The organism is Rhizobium sp. SSA_523, from assembly GCF_030435705.1.
Lineage (GTDB): Bacteria > Pseudomonadota > Alphaproteobacteria > Rhizobiales > Rhizobiaceae > Neorhizobium.
This window is the reverse complement of the sequence record NZ_CP129381.1, coordinates 391,792-410,020: the sequence shown is the minus strand read 5'-3', so window position 1 is coordinate 410,020 and position 18,229 is coordinate 391,792. Positions and strand designations below refer to the sequence as shown.

15 protein-coding genes are annotated in these 18,229 nt (G+C 61.7%); 3 read left to right on the top strand and 12 right to left on the bottom strand.

Going from position 1 to position 18,229, the window contains the following annotated elements; genetic code table 11:
* Nucleotides 1-158 precede the first annotated feature (158 nt).
* The 7 genes from QTJ18_RS03265 to QTJ18_RS03235 all read right to left on the bottom strand — a co-directional run bounded on the left by QTJ18_RS03265 (nt 159) and on the right by QTJ18_RS03235 (nt 8,353).
* Nucleotides 159-788 (bottom strand): dual specificity protein phosphatase family protein, encoded by a 630-nt coding sequence (locus QTJ18_RS03265; RefSeq protein ID WP_252752415.1) that lies wholly within the window; start codon nt 786-788, stop codon nt 159-161.
* A gap of 83 nt (nt 789-871) precedes the next feature.
* A complete protein-coding gene (locus QTJ18_RS03260) occupies nt 872-1,777 on the bottom strand; it encodes an inositol monophosphatase family protein (protein WP_252752062.1) in 906 nt (301 codons plus the stop codon).
* 82 nt (nt 1,778-1,859) lie between these two features.
* Nucleotides 1,860-2,984 (bottom strand): ABC transporter substrate-binding protein, encoded by a 1,125-nt coding sequence (locus tag QTJ18_RS03255; protein ID WP_252752063.1) that lies wholly within the window; start codon nt 2,982-2,984, stop codon nt 1,860-1,862.
* Nucleotides 2,985-3,029: 45 nt separating this feature from the next.
* The gene (locus tag QTJ18_RS03250) at nt 3,030-4,169 is read right to left on the bottom strand and encodes an ABC transporter substrate-binding protein (protein WP_252752064.1); all 1,140 of its coding nucleotides are present in this window, start codon (nt 4,167-4,169) and stop codon (nt 3,030-3,032) included.
* Nucleotides 4,170-4,189: 20 nt separating this feature from the next.
* Nucleotides 4,190-5,329: an ABC transporter substrate-binding protein gene (locus QTJ18_RS03245; RefSeq protein WP_301557760.1), complete on the bottom strand. Its 1,140-nt coding sequence runs from the start codon at nt 5,327-5,329 to the stop codon at nt 4,190-4,192.
* Nucleotides 5,330-5,366: 37 nt separating this feature from the next.
* Nucleotides 5,367-6,500 (bottom strand): ABC transporter ATP-binding protein, encoded by a 1,134-nt coding sequence (locus QTJ18_RS03240; protein WP_252752066.1) that lies wholly within the window; start codon nt 6,498-6,500, stop codon nt 5,367-5,369.
* Complete coding sequence (locus QTJ18_RS03235) at nt 6,500-8,353, bottom strand: ABC transporter permease (RefSeq protein WP_252752067.1); 1,854 nt, start codon at nt 8,351-8,353, stop codon at nt 6,500-6,502. The genes QTJ18_RS03240 and QTJ18_RS03235 overlap by 1 nt, the downstream gene beginning before the upstream one ends.
* Before the next feature lie 531 nt (nt 8,354-8,884).
* Here QTJ18_RS03235 and QTJ18_RS03230 point away from each other — a divergent pair.
* Nucleotides 8,885-9,871, top strand: a complete 987-nt coding sequence (locus QTJ18_RS03230) for a LacI family DNA-binding transcriptional regulator (protein WP_252752068.1) — start codon at nt 8,885-8,887, stop codon at nt 9,869-9,871.
* 13 nt (nt 9,872-9,884) lie between these two features.
* On the opposite strand, the gene QTJ18_RS03225 is transcribed toward QTJ18_RS03230, so the two are convergent.
* The 5 genes from QTJ18_RS03225 to QTJ18_RS03205 form a co-directional block, all read right to left on the bottom strand.
* Nucleotides 9,885-11,528 carry a Na/Pi cotransporter family protein gene (locus tag QTJ18_RS03225; RefSeq protein WP_252752069.1) on the bottom strand — a complete coding sequence of 548 codons (1,644 nt, stop codon included), beginning with the start codon at nt 11,526-11,528 and terminating at the stop codon, nt 9,885-9,887.
* Between the two features lie 21 nt (nt 11,529-11,549).
* A complete protein-coding gene (locus QTJ18_RS03220) occupies nt 11,550-13,250 on the bottom strand; it encodes a metallophosphoesterase family protein (RefSeq protein ID WP_252752070.1) in 1,701 nt (566 codons plus the stop codon).
* Nucleotides 13,251-13,252: 2 nt separating this feature from the next.
* A complete protein-coding gene (locus QTJ18_RS03215) occupies nt 13,253-13,852 on the bottom strand; it encodes a dual specificity protein phosphatase family protein (RefSeq protein ID WP_252752071.1) in 600 nt (199 codons plus the stop codon).
* 53 nt (nt 13,853-13,905) lie between these two features.
* On the bottom strand, nt 13,906-14,748 hold the full coding sequence (locus QTJ18_RS03210; RefSeq protein WP_252752072.1) for an inositol monophosphatase family protein: 843 nt from the start codon (nt 14,746-14,748) through the stop codon (nt 13,906-13,908).
* 178 nt (nt 14,749-14,926) lie between these two features.
* On the bottom strand, nt 14,927-15,643 hold the full coding sequence (locus QTJ18_RS03205; RefSeq protein WP_252752073.1) for a FadR/GntR family transcriptional regulator: 717 nt from the start codon (nt 15,641-15,643) through the stop codon (nt 14,927-14,929).
* Between the two features lie 156 nt (nt 15,644-15,799).
* On the opposite strand from QTJ18_RS03205, the gene gudD reads away from it, so the two are divergent.
* A complete protein-coding gene (gene gudD / locus QTJ18_RS03200) occupies nt 15,800-17,173 on the top strand; it encodes a glucarate dehydratase (RefSeq protein ID WP_252752074.1) in 1,374 nt (457 codons plus the stop codon).
* Nucleotides 17,174-17,252: 79 nt separating this feature from the next.
* Nucleotides 17,253-18,221 carry a Bug family tripartite tricarboxylate transporter substrate binding protein gene (locus QTJ18_RS03195; RefSeq protein ID WP_252752075.1) on the top strand — a complete coding sequence of 323 codons (969 nt, stop codon included), beginning with the start codon at nt 17,253-17,255 and terminating at the stop codon, nt 18,219-18,221.
* Nucleotides 18,222-18,229 lie beyond the last annotated feature (8 nt).

Below are 18,229 nucleotides of genomic sequence, written 5' to 3'. Positions count from 1 at the left end.
GTCGATCGTCTCGGCAGAGACGGGGCAATCGCAAGGAACGGCGGAGGCGCGAGACGCAACCGCCGTTCTGCGAGCCGGGGCGTCGTGATGGAAACCGGCTCTGCGAGCTTGAGGAACAAGCCTGTGCTTTCAGCGCAGAGGTTTCTTCGGCGAACGGATCAGTCCGAGCGGGACGCCGTGTCGATCATGCGGATCCAGCCGGCCGCCCGCCTTGCCGCCTCGGCCAGCACCGGCTTCGGCGCTTTGAACCACTCATCTTCCGGCAATTCGCGATGCTTGCGCACATGCGCTATGGCCGCATCGAGCGTTGCGAACTTCTCCGGCAGCGTCAGGTGCAGGAAAAGCGACATGACGGCGACCGAGCGGGAACGTCCGCCACGGCAATTGATCAGGATATTGCCCTGCTCGCGCCGCGGATAGGACGGCTTGTCCGGCAGGACCTGCTCCAGCGCCGCCCTTAGAATATAGTGCGCGGCCACCATCTGGGTCTCGGGATTGCCGGCGCCGTCGATAAGGCCGATCTTGTAATAGCGGATCTCGCCGGGACCGTAGACGCTGCCTTCATGATCGGACACGACTTGCGGCTGACGGACATAGTTGAAATCCAGGTTGACGGCGCAATTCACCACGGTCGTGATGCCGTGGCGGCGCAGCAGGTTGAGATCGCTCGCGCCCTTCTTGCCCGAGATGAAGAAGTCGACGCCATAGGTCGGATGGCGCTCATAGATCCGGCTGAGCTTCGGCAGCGTCTCGTCATCTCCGTCGTCAGGGGGCTTCGGCGCCGTCATCTCCGCCTCGTTCGTCTTCATGTCTATCAATTCCCGATCATGCATGATGGTCTGCCTCCACTCGTCGCTGCGCAAACCGCGGATCACCCGGCCTGAACCTTTACCTGCGCCGCTTTGGCTATGCGGCCTTCGGAGATGGAGCGGGCGACCTGGTTCAGCGTCGGGTAAACGGCCCCCTCGCCCGTCGCGATGTAACCCGGGCAGAGATAATCCCTGGAACCCGGCGCGACCTTGCCGAGGGTCAGCGGCTCGTAACAGCCGCCGGCATTTTTCAGGATCAGCACGGCCGCCGCCACATCCCAGGCATTCACCCCGAATCCCGCCGCCGCATCCGCCCAGCCTGCCGCGACATGGGCAATGCTGAGCGCCGCGCTGCCGGGACGGCGCAGCGTGGAGAAGGTCTCGACGAGTGTTCCCAGATTGGCGAGCGCTTCCGACCGGCCATCGAGACGGAAATCCCGCGAGACCGGATAGCCGGTGATCAAGGTGGCCCGCGTTTCATCCGCAACGGCGCGAGAGCGGATCGGCTGGCCGTTGAGATAGGCGCCATTGACATCCGCCGAGAACATGAGTTCGGAAACCGGATCGTATATGGCGCCCGCGACGACCTCACCGTCGATCACCGCGGCGATCGACACGCACCAGAAGGCAAGGCCGCGCGCAAAATTCGCCGTCCCGTCAATGGGATCGACATACCACTGGATATCGCCCGTCCCGACCTGGCCTCCCTCCTCGCCCATGATCGCAGATCCTGCTTCGCGCTCCAGGATGAAGGACCGTATCGTCGCCTCCGCCCGCTTGTCGTGCACCGTGACGATGTCATGCAGGTCCACCTTGTAGTCGACGCCCATGACGGAACGAAAGGCGTCCAGCAGTGGATCGCGGACCGAAAGCGCCGCCTGCTTTGCCACCTCCATCAGGCGCCGGGATCGAGTGATTGCATCGGCCGTTGCGGGTGTTGTGCGGATGGGGCTGGTGTCGCTGGGCATTCTTCTCAATTCCTGTCATAAAAGGGAAAGTCGGCGCGACGAGAGCCGCGCCGGGCACTTCATGCACGCACGCGGCAGGCTGTTACTTCTTGTAATTGACGCGCCAGAAATCCTGCCATTCCTCACGACGGTCAAAATCGTCGAGCCCGGTTCTGGAACTGTAGCCGAGAAGATTGTCGGCGACCTTTGCCAGACCGGAGGGCTCGTCTTCCGGCATCTTGATGTCGGTATTGGTCGGCACTTTGCCGTCCTTCATCTGCGGAGCAATGCCCTCTTCCGTCAGGATATAGTGAATGAAGAGCCGGGCCGCATTGGGACTTTTGGTCTTGGAGGCGATCAGTCCCAGCTTGATATAGGTCCAGCCGACCCAGGGGTTGAGGCCGGTGCAGATGCCGAGCTTATAGCCCTTGTCTTGATTGTCTCGAAACTTGGCAGAGCTCAGGAGGCCGAAAAAGGGCTCCTTCTGTCCAGGCGCTCCAACGGCTTCGGCAACAGGATCATCGCCATCCGTCGCCAGCGGCGCGTTCTGTGCCAAGGCCTTGATCCAGGCTGCGGCTGCACTTTCTTCGCTCGTCTGGAGATCCTTGCCGTATTGTGCCTTGTAGGCGGCGGCGACCTTGTCACTGCCATGGGTTTCCAGCTGGTTGAACCAGTCGGTATAGGTGCCCTTGGTCAAAGGGTCGACAAGCGCGACCTTGCCCTTCCACCTGACTTCCGTCAGCTCCCAGATATTGGCAACGGGGCATTTGTCGTAGACTTCGGTATTATAGGCCCAGACATTGGCATTGGTCGAAATCGCCAGCGGGTTCTGGAATTGCTCCGGTAGTTTCGATGCCATGTCGCCGGGCAGGTAATTCTCGACAAAACCCTCCGGCAATAATTGCGCAAGCGCTGCCGGAGCGTCGGTGATCAGCACCACATCGCCCTGCACATTGTTGGATTGGCTTTCACGGATAATCATTTCCAGCTGGCTATTGGCCGACACTTTCATGCCCGTCGCCTTCAGGCCGTATCTGGCGCTGAAATTTTCGGCCATTTCGACGATCTTGCCGGTGCTGTCATAGATGTTGATCGGTGCTTCCTGCTTCGCCGCTGCGATCAGAGCGTCGAGATTGAAAGCGTCCTGCGCCTGCAGGCCACCAGCCGAAGCGCCGCAGTACAGACCTGCCGTTGTCAGCAGGATGACCAAACGTCTTGAATGTTTCATGCTCTCCCCTCCCAAGGAAATCGGCAGGCCTACCTGCCGCAAGCTTTATTTCTTGTAATTCACACGCCAGAAATCCTGCCAGCCTTCCCGCTTATCGAGATCTTCGGCTGCGGTGGCCGCGCTGAATGCCATCAGTGTGTCGAGGTGTTTGCCGATACCGGAAGGCTCGTCTGCCGGCAGGCCAATTTTCGAATTGCCGGAGATCTTGCCATCCGCCGTCTGCGGCGCGATGCCTTCCTCCGTCATCAGGTAGCGAACGAAGAGTCTGGCGGCGTTCGGGCTCTTGGTCTGCGCGGCGATCAGGCCGAAGCCGGGATAGAGGAACCCGGCAAAAGGCTTTACGCCGGAGCAGAAGCCGAGTTTCAACCCCTTGGACTGGTTGTCGCGATATTTGGCCGTCGAGGTGATGACGAAGAAGGGATCCGCCTGGCCTGGCGCTCCGGCGGCTTCTGCAACCGTCGAGGAGTCCGAAAGAATCGGTCCGTTCTGCGCGAAAGCCTTGACCCAGGCCGCGGTCGCCGTCTGGCCGCTGGTGTCGAGAGGCTTGCCGTAAAGCGACTCGTAGGCCTTGGCCATTTCCGCGTCATGATGGCTCTCGATCTGGTTGAACCAGTCCGCATACAGCGGCTTGTCGAACAGGTCGAGCATAGCAAGCTTGCCCTTCCACTGCGGCTCCGTCAGCTGCCAGATGTTGGTCACCGGGCAGCTGTCGTATTTCTCGGTATTGTAGGTGAAGACATGCGGATCGTAGACGACGACCAGCGGGTCGCGCAGGTTTTCTGCAATATCGCCGGAAAGATCCGGCGGCGCCCAGTTGGTGACGATGCCCTGGGGCAGCAATTCGCCCATGGCAGAGGCGACATCCGTGGCAAGGCTGACATCGCCGACGACATTGCCCGCCTGATGCTCGCGGATCAGCAATTCGATCTGCGTTGCCTCATTGACTTTCTTGCCGCTCGCCTGAACGCCGAATTTCGTGGTGAAGGCCTGGGCTGTATCGACGATCTTGCCGGTCACTGCGTAGACGGTGATCGGCGGCTCCTTCTTCGCCGCCTCGATCAAAGCGTCGAGATCGAAGGCCTGCTCAGCAAAAGCGGAGCCTGCGCAGGACAGGGACGTGAAAATCGCCGCAGCCGCGACGGCTCTCCTGCGATGCGAGCTTGTTACATTGGCATGGTTGGTCATGATACTCTCCGGTCCGCCAGTCATTTGTGGTAGTTCATCCGCCAGAAATCCTGCCAGCCTTCCCGCTCGTCCCAATCCGACAGAGCGGTCGCCATGCTGTAGGGCAGCAGCTGGTCGAGCGCGGCACCGATGCCCGACGGCTCATCCGCCGGCAGGCCGACATCGCGATTGGTGGACATTTTTCCGTCGATCGCCTGCGGCGCGATCCCTTCCGCCGTCATCACGTAATGGATGAAGAGCCTGGCCGCATTAGGACTGTCGGTGCCCTTGGTGATCAGCCCGACACCGGGATAGAGCCAGCCAAGCCAAGGCTTCAGATCCTTGCACAGGCCGAGCTTCATGCCCTTGTCGGCATTGTCACGGAACTTGGCCGAGCTGATCAGTCCCATGAAGGGCTTTGACTGGCCAGGGGCGCCGACAGCATCGGCGGCCGCCGCATCGGCATCGGTCAACAATGGCGCATTCGATGCAAGAGCCTTGATCCACGATGCGGTAGCGCTCTGTTCCTTCGTGTCGAGATCCTTGCCGTAAAGCGCCTTGTAGGCGGAGGCCACGTCTTCGTCGCCATGCATTGCCATCTGGTTGAACCAGTCGACATAGGACGCCTTGCCGAGCGGGTCCTGCATGGCAACCTTGCCCTTCCATTCGGGCTCCGTAAGCTGCCAGATGTTCGATACCGGGCATTTGTCGAAGAGCTCGGTATTATAGGCCCAGACATTGGCGCTGTTGACCACCGTCAAAGGGTTTTGGTGCTCCGGCGCGATCTTGCTGGCCAGATCGGGCGGCAGCCAGCTTTCGGCAAAGCCCTGCGGGATCAGCTGGGCCATGGCAGCTGGCGCATCGCTGATGATGGAGACGTCGCCCTGGATATTGTTGGCCCGCGCCTCGCGGATGATCATCTCCAGCTGCGCCGTGGCCTTGACCTTCGAGCCCTCTGCGGAAAGACCATAGGCCTTGGCGAAATTCGCCGCCATTTCGACGATCTTGCCGGTGCTGTCATAGACGGTGATGGCCTTTTCCTTTTTGGCCGCCTCGACAAGCGTTTCGAGGTTGAAGGCCTCCTCCGCCCCTGCCCCTCCTGCCAGCATCGTCAGTGCCGCGGCCGTTCCCAGAAGCCGATGCATCCTTGTGCCCGAATATACCTTCATTGCCCGCTTCATACTGTCCTCCTTCAGCAAGCGTCCCGTCTCATTCCTGTCAGCTGTGCATGGTCCGCCTCAGCAGAGCGTCTGCCTCGTCCATGCGCTCGCCTTTGGCGTTGAACACATGAAGGGCTTCCGGCGGCGCGTGGACAAAGACCCTTTCGCCCGTCTCGATTCGCGGCAGGACATGGGTCGTGAGGAAGAGCGTGTGATTGTCGCTCTTCAATTCCAGGATCCAGCTGCCGCCGGTAGGCAGCACGCCGGTGGTCGTCATCTCCATGCTGAAGCTGCCGGCCGGAACGTCCTGCTTATCCCGCGAATAGGCCAGCGCCTCCGGTCGCATGCCGATCGAGCCTATTCCGCGCAGGCTCGAATAATGGCTGGAGAAGAAGGCTTCCGCCTTGTCCGCGATGTCGGATACTCCCGGCCTGCCGAATGTCAGGATGTTGATGGGCGGGCTCCCGACGAATTCGGCAACGAACCGGTTGGCGGGACGGTCATAGATATCATTGGGCGTTCCCATCTGCTGCAGCGTGCCCTCGTTCATCACCGCAATGGTGGTGGCCAGGGTCATGGCTTCCCACTGATCATGGGTCACGAAGATGATCGTCGTCTTGAACTCATTATGCAGGCGCTTCAATTCGGCCCGCATTTCCAGCCGCAGCCGCGCATCGAGGTTGGAGAGCGGCTCATCGAGAAGAAGCACGCCGGGATTGACGGCCAGCATGCGGGCCAGCGCAACGCGTTGCTGCTGGCCGCCCGATAGCTGCGACGGATAGCGGTCACGATATTTGGCAATGTCGAGCGCCTGCATGACCCGCTCAACCCGCGCCTCGCGCTCCTGCTTCGGCAGATTGCGCAGGCGAAGGCCGAAATCCGTGTTGCGCTCGATGGTCAGATGCGGCCAGAGCGCGTAGCTCTGAAAGACCAGACCCATTTCCCGTTTTTCCGGCGGCACGAATATGCCCTGGCATACGGAATCGACGACGCGTTCTCCCACCTGGATCTCGCCGCCGGAAAGGTTCTCGAGGCCGGCGATCATCCGCAGTGTCGTCGTCTTGCCGCAGCCGGAGGGACCGAGCAGGCACATGAATTCGCCGTCGCGGATTTCCAGGTCCAGATCGGCCACGGCGTTCGCGGCATTCACACCGTAGTTCTTCTGCGCGCCGCGCAGGTTGATCGTAGGCATCAGCTTCCAAGTCCTTCTGCAAGATTTGTGCGGGTCAGCTTCTGCGCCAGCAGGGTGCCGAGATAGGCGATCGCGGCAATGATCAGCACCACGGCATTGGCTGCCTGCGTATAGTGATAATCGACCAGGCGGAGCGAAAAGGTGGTCAGAACGTCGGTGCTCGGCACCGCCAGGATGACGAACAGGCTGAGCCCCTTGATGCCCGAGATGAAGGGCAACAGAACGCCGGTGACGAGCGAGCCCTTCTGGATCGGGATGACGATCGAAATCATCCGCCGGAACCAACCGGCACCGGCAATCTGCGCCGCCTCTTCGGGATCCTTTCCGAGCTGCGTCATGGCCGAAATGCCGGCACGGGACGCATAGGGCATCTGATCGGCAATCAAGGCGAGCATCAGGATGGTGACTGTGCCGTAGAGGGCGGGGACCGGGCCGCGAGGCACTGCAAACAGCGAGAGATAGGCCGCCGCAAACGCGATTCCCGGCACGAGATATGGCAGGAAAGTCACCTGCCGAAGAAAGGTGGACAGGCTGCGCATTGGCGTGCGGATGACGACATAGCCGACAAGCAGGCCGAGCACGCCCGACGTCACCGATGCGAGGCCGACGATCATCAGCGTATTCTTGGCCGCAGCCCAGAGATCGGGGCTGAGCAGGACGCCGGTCTGCAGGGCGACCGTATGGAGGTCGGTGCCGATCCAGTAATCCAGGGTGAAATTGTCGAGCGTGAAGCGCGCCGGCACCTTCATCACGGTCGAGAGTACCAGCGTCAGCAAGGGCATTCCGACGCTCAGGATGAAGATTGCCGCCGCAAACGCCGTGGCCGGAAGGCGAAGCCTGCCCAGGCGGCTCTGACGGTTCATCGAGCCTTTGGAACCGATCGTGACGAAGCGGCGCGCCTCGCGGACCAGCCTGGCGTCGATCATCAGGGTGATGATGCCGATCAGCATGATCGACGCCGCGACGACCCCGGCAACACCCGTCTGACGGGAGGCTATGCTCCGGAAGAGCGAAGTGGACAGGACCTCGAACTTGACCGGCAGGCCGAGCACGTAAGGCACCCCGAACTCGCCCAGGCACTTTGCGAAGATCAGCACCATCGACGACAGAAGCGCCGGCCGCATCAGCGGCAAGATGATCTGGACCGCGACCTGATAACGGCGGGCCCCCAGGATGCGGGCGGAATCCTCGAGCTGAGAATCGAACCGGCGAAGCGCCGAGCCGAAGAGAAGGATGACGAATGGCGTATAATGCAGCGCCAGTATCACGATGATCGGGACCCGCCCATAGGCAAGCCAGTCCGGCGGTGTAAACCCCATGGCCTCGAACCAGCCGGGCTGGCCGCCCACGGTGCGATTCTTGAACAGCGTCGTCCAGGCCAGCGCGAAGGTCCAGGCGGGCAGCATGTAAGGCACGATGAGGGCGGTGGCGAACCAGCGGCGGCCGAACATGTCGGTTCGGCTGATCAGCCAGGCAAGCACCGTGCCGATCACCAGGGAAAGCGAGATTGCCCCTAGCGCCACCGTCAAGGTATTGAACAAAGGCCGCCAGAAAAGGTCGGTCGCGACGGGCGAAAAGAAGGCCCGGTCGACGTAATAGAATGTCAGTTCACCCACATCCTTGCCGAGGCGGCGCTCGTGGCCGAACTGGACCCGGACGGAATCCAGTACGATCGAGATGATCGGCACGACGATCAGATAGGTGAAGAGCAGGGCCGTCAGCAGGCCGATCAGGGTGGTTGGCTCGCGGAGCGCGATCTTCAGCCGGTAACGCCAGGCCTGCCACGCGGAGGGCGCGGTGGACGCGCTGCTCCCCAGCGTTCGCGCCTCGGTTTTGTCACTCAGGAAAGCCATCATTCCTCCACAGGCCATCTATCGCAGCGTCACGCACTTGGACGCGTGAACGCGCCCGCGCGGGCTGCGAATTGGCAGCCTCAAGCGTCAGCTCCAGCGATGTCTTCAATCCTCCCGGCGGGACTCCCGGCCCGCCAGCCCCTCGCGAACGCCAATGCTTCGGCATTCATGATCGCCGGACTTTCTGGATGTCTGCTCCATTCGGTCCGGCGACAGGATGATGATCCGTTCTGGGCTTCGTTTTGTCAATCATTAAAATGCACGCGCGCTCACTATTTTATCTAACTGATATCGTTTGATAAAACTGCGCCTCTATACGATTTTTATTGCACGCGCGACCAATTGCATGGATGCTTGTGGGAAATATCGGCTATGTCGACCCGCCGCGGCCTTGGAAGGCTGTGCTGCCGGGGCCGGCTACCGGTAAGAAGCCCAGATTATTCCAGTGCTGCAGCAGGATCGGAATTTTGGGGATTGGAAATATCCAAGCTTTGTGGCCTGTGGTGAGACGAGATGGACAGGGACAGATCGATGGCTCGTGGGTTCGTAACTGCGGAAGAAGTGGCAAAGCGTGCGCGCGTATCGCGCTCCACCGTGTCGCGCACCTTCACGCCCGGCGGCAGCGTATCGAAAGCTGTGCGCAAGAAGGTGCTCAAGGCAGCGCAGGAACTCGGCTACCGCGTCAACCGTCTGGCGCAGGGACTGAACAACGACCGCTCCAACCTGATCGGCGTGGTTGGCGCCAATCTGAGCTCGCCCTTCATTTCCAGGCAACTCGATGCCCTCAGCCTGGGCCTTCTCCGGCGCGGAACGCAATGTCTCTTGCTCAATGCCGCGGATGCGCGCAAGGACATCGCGCCGCTGATCGAACTGCTCTTCGAATTCCGCGCCCAGGCGATCGTCGTGCTTTCGGGCGAGCCGCCGGCCTCGATCGTCGACGAATGCATCGCCAACGGCGTACGCCTGATCCTGATCAACCAGAGCATGGACCGAACGGATACGAATATCGTCCTGAGCGACGATTCGCATGGCGCGGATCTGGCGGCCATGCGGCTGCGGGCGGCCAAATGCAAGAAGGTCGCCGTCGTTACCAGCGGCAGCCAGACGCCGGCGCAGCTACGACGCGCCAGGGCCTTCACCACCCGCATGGTTGCGGAGGATATCGAAGTGGTTCCCTGGTCCGATGGACCGACCACCTATGAAACAGGCTACAAGGCCGGCTGCGAATTGTTGGCGGACAAGGAGATCGACGGCGCCTTCTGCGTCACAGATCTGCTGGCACTCGGCTTTCTGGATGCCGCCCGGCTGGAAATGAAGCGGCGCGTGCCGCAGGATCTTTCGGTCGTCGGCTTTGACGATATCCCCCAGGCCGGCTGGAAAAGCTACCAGCTGACGACCATCGCCCAATCCTTCGATGCGCTGACGGAGAAAGTGCTTGCAGCGCTGGACAATGACGCGCCGGAGACACGTCTTCAGGTCGTGCCGGTAAGCATGGTGGAACGGGCCACGGCCCGCTGAGGCTCATGCCGGCTCAGCTGACCTGGCGAATGCGGCTTTCGTTCAGGAGACCGCTATCGCTCAAAATGGGAAGTGCAACCGATACGATATGGGCATTGATCCGTTTCAGGTCCCGCAGGAGATCCAGATGAAGCGAGCTTGTCTGGATACTGTCCGCCCGGCCCTCGCGCAGGCGCTGCAGGTGACGCGCCGAGGACTGCTTTTCCAGCCGGCGCACATCCTCTTTCACCTCGACAAGACGCCTGGCCAGGTCTCCGTCATGCGTCGCAAAGACCGTCTGTGCCATTCGCAGATTATCGAGCGTGATGGCGAACAGTCCCAGCAATTCCTCCTGCCCGGCCTGCGAGAATTGTAGACCAAGCCCGACCTTCTTGGCGATCTCCGGACGGATGCCCTTCTCGATGATGTCGCCGATATGCTCGAGGTTGATCGCATATTCCACAATGTCCATGGAGCGGCGATAATCCTGGTCGCTCAGCGTCCCTTGTCCCACTTTGGTGACGAAAACCTTGATCTCGTGCTGGATCCGATCCACACGACCCTCCAGCGCGCTGATCTCGTTCAACTGCGCCATGTCGTTGCGGATCATGGCGTCCGAAGCCTGACGCAGCATGCGCTCGATCAGGTCGCCGACCAGCATCACCTCGCGGCTTGCCCCGGCAAGCGCGGCGACGGGGTGGTCGAGATCATGCGCATCGAGAAAGCTCCGCTGATCCTCCGCCGGTCGCTTTTCCGGCAGGATCGCCGCCGTCAGCCTCAGCGCAAGCGGTGATAGCGGCCAGGCGACCAGCGCCACGGCGAGGTTGAACACCAGATGGGCTTCGACGGCAAGCTGGTCATGCGAAAACGCACTGAGTTCCAGCAGGTTTGCGCCATAGCCGACAAAGGGCAGCACGACGGCACAACCGATCACTCGGATGATGAGATTGCCGAGCGTCACACGGCGAGCGGCGACCGAGGCACCCATGGTGGCGATTACCGGAGGCACGGCGCCGCCCAGATTGGCCCCGAGGACCAGCACGATGACCAGGCTCGGATCGATGCTGCCGCTGGCGGCCAGCGAGAGGATCAGAACCACGACGGCAAGGCTCGACGAGGCAAGGACGGCAAGTCCCGCCGAAAACAGCAAAGCGACCGGCCAGGCATTGGCGAGCATGGCAATGAAGAGCGTGAGCGAGGGTGACTGGCGGATCGGATCCGTGGCCGCCGACAGAAGATGCAGGGACAGCAGCATCAGTCCCACGCCCACCAACGCGCTTCCTGCCGCCTGCTTCGTCGAAGACGCCATGCGCATCATGATGACGCCGGCAAGGAGCAGCAGCGGCGACAACCAGCCAAGCCCGAAGGAGACAATCCAGGCCGTGGTGGCGGTCCCGATATTGGCGCCAAGCATGACGATTTGCGCCATGGCCGGAACGATCATGTCCTTTTCGACGAAAGAGGCAACCATAAGCGCCGTCGCCGTCGAACTTTGCAGGGCAATGGTGGCAAGGAAGCCGGCGAGAATGGAGCGCCGGCCGCTTCTGGTGCCGGCGGCAAGGCCGGTGCGCAGCCTTGGCCCCAGGGCGCGCGACGTTCCGTCCTTGATCTGGCGCAGACCAAACAGCAGCAGTGCGACGGCGCCGAAGAGATTGATGCTGATTAAGGCCGATTCCATCCACCCACCTCACATTGCCGGCTATGCCGGCACACATGTCCCCGAGCCGACCATGGGCAGCGACAAGCGCGGCGAAGCGCTTTCGGCGCGATCGAGCAAGCGCCGGAGAGTGTCGAAGAACAAGGTAAGAAAGGTCTCGACCGGACCGAGTTGCGCATCTCGTGGAAGGCAAAGAGCATCGGCCAGTTTTCGATAGAGCGCCAACCTCTCCTTCGCAATATGCGGCAAAGCCAGCGAGGCTCCCTGTCGCAGGCAGTACCAGTCGGCGATAAGATCGATCATCGGCAGGTCGATCATCGGCAGCTCCGACCACTCCTTCCCCTTGCCACGATGACCAACGGTGGCGGCCATCAGCGAAGCACAGACCTCGCCGAGGTTGCGGGTGCTGATTGCCTCGACGATCTCCGCCGGCCATTCCTTGACAAAATAGCGGTGGCGGACAAGCGCGCGCTTGTGGTGCAGGAGGAAGGCGCCGTAATCCTCAGCGTCGAAGGCGGGATCCGCCGCTTCGCCGCAGACCTGCGCCTCAAGGGCGTAGGCCTGCCCCAGTCGCCGGTCGAACGGCATGTCAGATATTTCGACGGTCTCCACATCGACCTGTCGTGCCGAGGCATGCAGGATCTTGAAGGCCGCCGGAAAGGCGACAAGCGAGGGTACAGCGATATTGGTGAGCGTGCGATCGCCCGCACCGCGTCGCGTCACACCCTCGACATGCAGGTGACCGCTGAAGTGAACCGCAATTCCCGCCGCGACCAGGGCCTCTTCGACCGCCTTGACCGGCGTGCGGCGCACGACATTGGTGTCGCCGAAAAGCAGGCGCTCGGCATCGCAGGCTCCATCGAAGGGATCGAGCGCAGGATAATGGGAAAAGGCGAGCAGGGTCTTGCCTTGCGCCCGCGCCCGGCGGCTGACATCCGACAGCCAGTCGAACATGAAGGGTTTGGCGCGCAGCATCGCGTTCCATCCGCCGGAGGTGCTGTCGGTAAACGCCGCTTCCTCGCCCGCGGTGAAATGACCATTCACCGGCTCGAAGACGTTGGCGTCAATCATCAGCAGCCAGAGACCGGCCTCCGGCTCGACGAGATAGGATCCGTCCATCAGCCGGTAGCGATTGCGGCCATCCGGCGAGGCGAGGGAATAAGTCCGGTCTTCAACGGCGTCGCTCGCCCCAAACGGCGTCTCCCAATGAAGGTCGTCAGCGCGTCGGAAATAGCCGAACGCCGCCATCGGGGACAGACCCGCCGGGTAGCCCTCGCAATACATGGCGGAACTGACGACGGTGTTTTTTCCGGCAGAGGCCCCATTACTCGTGACGAAAAGGCGCTCTCCCCCCTCGCCTAAAAATTCCTTGGTGTGGTGACGACCTTGCGGACCGAAGATATCGTGATTGCCGGGCAAGGCATAGAACCGGGCTCCATAAGCTCGCGAATGGGAGGTCAGCATGTCCTGAAGCGCCTGCATCGTGCCGCGCTGACCATCGTCACTGTAATCACCGAGCAGCACCACATGGCGGATCCGGCGTTCCGCCACCCGGTCGAGCGCCTCACGCAATGCCGCAGCGCTTTCATTGAAGACGCGGGTGGACAACCGCGTTTCCGACCAGCTGCGCAGGGTCATCCGCTGGCCATTGATCGCCACGCCGGAAAAGCCGAAATCGGCCTGCGTGTCGTGGAAATGCGCATCGGCAATGATAGCGACGGGAGGAAATCCGGTGTTGCCCATGCTCACGCCTTCTCTCGAGCCTCGATCAGATCGATCCATGCCGAGGCGCGCCGCGCGGCTTCATAGAGGCTGGGCTTCGGCGTCTCGAACCATTCGTCCTCCCGCAGCTCCCGCATTGTCCGGATATGCGCCACGGCATCATCAAGGGTGGGAAAGCGCTTGGCCTGCTGCTTGTGGAGGAAAAGCGCGACCAGCGAAACGGACCGGCTGCGGCCGCTGCGACAGTTGATCAAGACATTGCCTCCATCCGGGAAAGGATAGGTCTCCCGCTTCGGCATGGTCTGGCGCAGCGCGCCGTCGAGAATGTAATAGGCACCCAGCATCATCGTATCGGGACTTCCCTCGCCATCGATGAGGCCGAGCTTGTAATAGCGGATGCCGCCATAGCCGGTGGCCAGCACGTCGCCCTCGCTTGCTAGATCCGGCACAAGATTGATGTCGAGGTTCACCGCGCAGTTGACGACCGTGGTAATGCCATGTGCCCGCAGCAGACCCATGTCGCTGGCTCCGCTGCTCCCCCCGATATACAGGGTGGCACTATGCGGCCCGAGACCCTCAGCAATCCTGCTGATGGCAGGGCGCTCGTAAATCGGTCCGTCCATGGTCAAGTCCCTCCTCGCGGCGACCGGCTCGGCCGCTTATCATCCTCGTCAAATCAGGCGACAGAGCTTGCTCGGCACGCTCCGTCTCCATCGCCTGCCGAGAGCGGAATGGCCGAAGCCGCGCTGACGCCGGCCGAGACCCCCCGGGCGGCGGCAAGCACCGCGCCACCATCCCTCAGGCTGCCGATTTCGAAGAACGGGCAAACGTCACCACCAGCCTCGCTGACCAGCAGCAGGCCAGCAAGGCAGTCCCAGGAATTCATGTGCAATTCGATATAGCCGTCCGACCGGCCATCCGCGACATAGGCGAGCGCGAGCGCGCCGGAGCCCGAACGACGAACATTCGTCCCCATATCGAGAAGGTTCTTGACGACCCCGAGATAGACCTCGTTGGCAACCCTCGTCGACCACCCCATCTCGATCGAGGCTGCGTCGAAACGCTGCGTTCCGGCGGCCAGGATCGGTCTTCCGTTCAGCGTCGCTCCCTCACCGCGCCGCGCGAAATAGAGCTCGTCTAGCGCCGGATTGTAGATGGCGCCGATTTCGGTGCGACCATTCTCGACATAGGCGATCGAGATGCAGAAATGCGGAATGCCTCTGGCAAAATTGGCCGTCCCATCCACCGGATCGACGACCCAAACCTTATCGCCGATCTCCCCGCCGCCCTCTTCGCCAAACACCGTATCCTGCGGAAAATGCCGCTCGATCATGCCGCGGATATGCGCTTCCGATGCGGCATCCGTAACCGTCAAAAAGTCCTGCGGGCCCTTCATGGAAACGCTGCGGCCCGTCTCGCCGTTGAACCCCTTCAGCACCAGTTCTCCGGCGGAGCGGATGACGGCGCGACACAGATCGGCCCGCGCCTGAAGCGTATCGGCAGAGTGAAAACTGTCCACGGAATCACCATCAAATCGGTCTGAACACGTGTGCACAATTGCACGCGTGTTCATGCAATGCAAGCCATAGTTTCGCTGACAGTACCCATCCGGCGGGCCTCTCTCTGCGCACCAGAAAATCACGTGAAAACGGCGGCTTACGGGATGAAGGAAACATACCGCCGGCAGCATTCCCGTCTCAGTCTTCTTCCAGAAGCCGCACCACGCTTTGCTTCATATGGAAGGCCATCGCGCTTTGCGCTGCCGCCGCATCACCCGCCCTGATCGCTTCCAGCACGGCCCGATGCTCGTCAACCACGCGCGGCACGACCTGGTCCGGCGGGCGATCCTGAAGCTTCCGGGTGAATTCGATGGTGAGACGGATCTGGTCCTTCAGGGACCGCAGGGCGAAGGCGAAATAGGGATTGGCCGTTGCCTTGGCGATCGCCAGATGGAAGGCGAAGTCGGTCTCGAATACCGTCTCCCCCGGCGGCAGCGCCAGCATCTTATCATAGGCGGCCTGAATGGCGGCGATTGCGTGCAGATCGCCGACCCTTGCGGCGTCCTCCGCCGCGGCACATTCGATGACTTCGCGAAAGCGCAGACACCGGCGCATGTCGAACACGGTCTGGATCGAGAGGCCTTGCTCCTGCGTGGCGGCGGCGAGGATATCCGCTTTCGGCTGCACGAAATTGGCGGAACCGCGCCTGGAGACAATCCGGCCCGCCTCCCGCATCTGCGCCAGCGCCTTGCGCAGCACGGGACGCGAGACGCCGAATTGCTGGGCAAGCTCCGCCTCCGGCGGCAGCCGGCCGCCATTGTGCCATGCCGGCTGCGCGAGCATGGCTTCAAGCTGCGCAAGGACATGCGAGGACATATCCCGCAAGGGACGAATCTGCTGGCTGCTCTGGTTCATCCGCACAGTCTAGCGCCTTCCATACCGAAGCTCCATAGCCCCTATGTTTACTCATTATGACTCATATTGACAAATTAGTTTCCACCGGTAAGGTTGGGCAAAAGATGAGGAAGGCTCTCCTTCCTGCGTCGACCCAATGAGGAAAGGTGGTTGGACATGCTTACGGCGTCAGTTGAGGCTCAGGACAAAGGTTTCTCATCGGGTCGGGACACGCCTGTCATCACGTCGCTGAAGGCTATCCCGGTGGCCGGTCGTGACAGCATGCTTCTCAACCTCAGCGGCGCCCATTCGCCCTTCTTCACGCGCAACCTTGTGATCCTGACCGACAGTTCCGGAAATACCGGCGTCGGCGAGGTTCCAGGTGGAGAGGCCATTCGCAAGACCCTGGAGGAATCCGCTGCCCTGCTCACGGGCCGGTCGATCGGCAACTACAACGCGCTTCTCCAGGCCGTGCGGGACGCGTTCAAGGATCGCGACGCAGCAGGCCGCGGGCTCCAGACATTCGATCTACGCACGACGATCCATGTGGTCACCGCCCTTGAAGCGGCTCTGCTCGATCTTCTCGGCAAGCATCTTGGTGTTCCGGTGGCGGCCCTGCTGGGCGACGGGCAGAAACGCGACAAGGTCCAGATGCTTGGCTATCTGTTCTATGTCGGAGATAGCGGCAGGACGGACCTGCCATACCGGCGCGGCGAGGGCGCAACCGACGCCTGGACCCGCCTTCGCGATGAAGAGGCGCTGACCCCGGAGGCGATCGTTCGCCTCGCCGAAGCTGCCCAGGATCGATACGGCTTCCAGGACTTCAAGCTGAAGGGCGGCGTGCTTGCCGGCGAGGAGGAGATCGAGGCGGTCACGGCACTGGCGAGACGCTTCCCAGAGGCCCGCATCACTCTCGACCCGAACGGCGCCTGGTCGCTCGAGGAGGCCATTCGCCTGTGCAAGGACAGGCAGGATGTTTTAGCCTATGCGGAAGATCCCTGCGGCGCTGAACGGGGTTTTTCCAGCCGCGAGATCATGGCGGAATTCCGCAGAGCCACCGGCCTGCCGACCGCGACGAACATGGTCGCGACCGACTGGCGCCAGATGGCGCATGCGATCCAGTTGCAGTCTGTGGATATTCCGCTCGCCGACCCGCATTTCTGGACCATGCAGGGATCGGTGCGGGTGGCGCAGCTGTGCGAAGCCTTCGGGATGACCTGGGGATCGCATTCGAACAACCACTTCGACGTGTCGCTTGCCATGTTCACCCATGTGGGCGCGGCAGCGCCGGGTCGCGTCACGGCACTCGACACCCATTGGATCTGGCAGGACGGCCAGCGGCTGACCCGCGACCCTTTCGCCATTGTCGATGGCTATGTCACGGTCCCGACCGAACCCGGGCTCGGCGTGGAACTCGACATGGATCGCGTGGAGGAAGCGCATCAGCTTTATCTGAAGCATGGCTTGGGGGCGCGCGATGATGCCGTGGCAATGCAGTATCTCGTGAAGGATTGGCGTTTCGACAACAAGCGCCCTTGCCTCGTGAGGTAATCCCCCTGGAACCAGAGGCTGTTGCGGCCAAGAGCCGGCACGCCACCGCAGATCGGCAACACTTAGGAAAAGAAGTGGAATGACGAAGAGCAGATTACTGGGATTGGCCCTTGGCCTGACGATGGGCCTTGCGGCGCATCTTGTTCCCGCCAATGCACAGGAGCAGGTGACGATCATCGTTCCCTTCCCGCCCGGTGGCGCAACCGATACGACCGCGCGCTTCATGGAGCCGAAGATTTCCGCAACGCTTGGCCAGCCTGTCGTGATCGATAACCGTCCCGGCGCCACGGGCGCTATCGGCGCCGGCCTCGTCGCGCGCGCCGCTCCGGATGGCAAGACACTGCTGGTCGCATCGCTCGGCACGTTTGCGACCAACCCCTTCCTGCAGAAAAGCCTTTCTTATGATCCCTTGAAGGATTTCGACCTTCTGACCGTGGCCGTCAGCACGCCGAATGTTCTCGTTGCGCATCCCGACTTCAAGGCGAAGAGCGTCGAGGAACTGGTTGCGGCGATGAAAGCCAGCCCCGACAGCGTCAGCTTTGCCAATTCCGGCAATGGCTCGTCGGACCATCTGACGGCGGCTTTGTTCTTCCAGGCCACCGACACGAAGGGTGTGCATGTCTCCTATAAGGGAGGTTCGGCTGCGCAGGCGGATCTGATTGGCGGCCATGTGGATGCCTCCTTCCAGAACCTCGGCGCAATCATCAATTACGTCAAGGAAGGGCAGATGAAGGCGCTGGCCCAGACAGGCGAAAATCGCCATCCGCTTCTGCCGGACGTGCCGACGCTGAAGGAGCTTGGATATAGCGACATCGTCGTCAGCGCCTGGCAGGGTGTTGCAGCACCGAAGGGGCTGCCGGCGGAGGCGAAGGCAAAGTTGAACGAGGCATTGAAGGCTGCGCTGACCGATCCCGAAATCGTCGCCAAGTTCAACAAGATCGGCTTCGAGGTCGTTGCAAATTCCAACGAGGAATTCGCCGCCTTCCTCCAGAAGGACATGGACCGCTGGAAGACCGTGATCGAAACGGGAAAGATCACGGCTGAATGATCGACCGG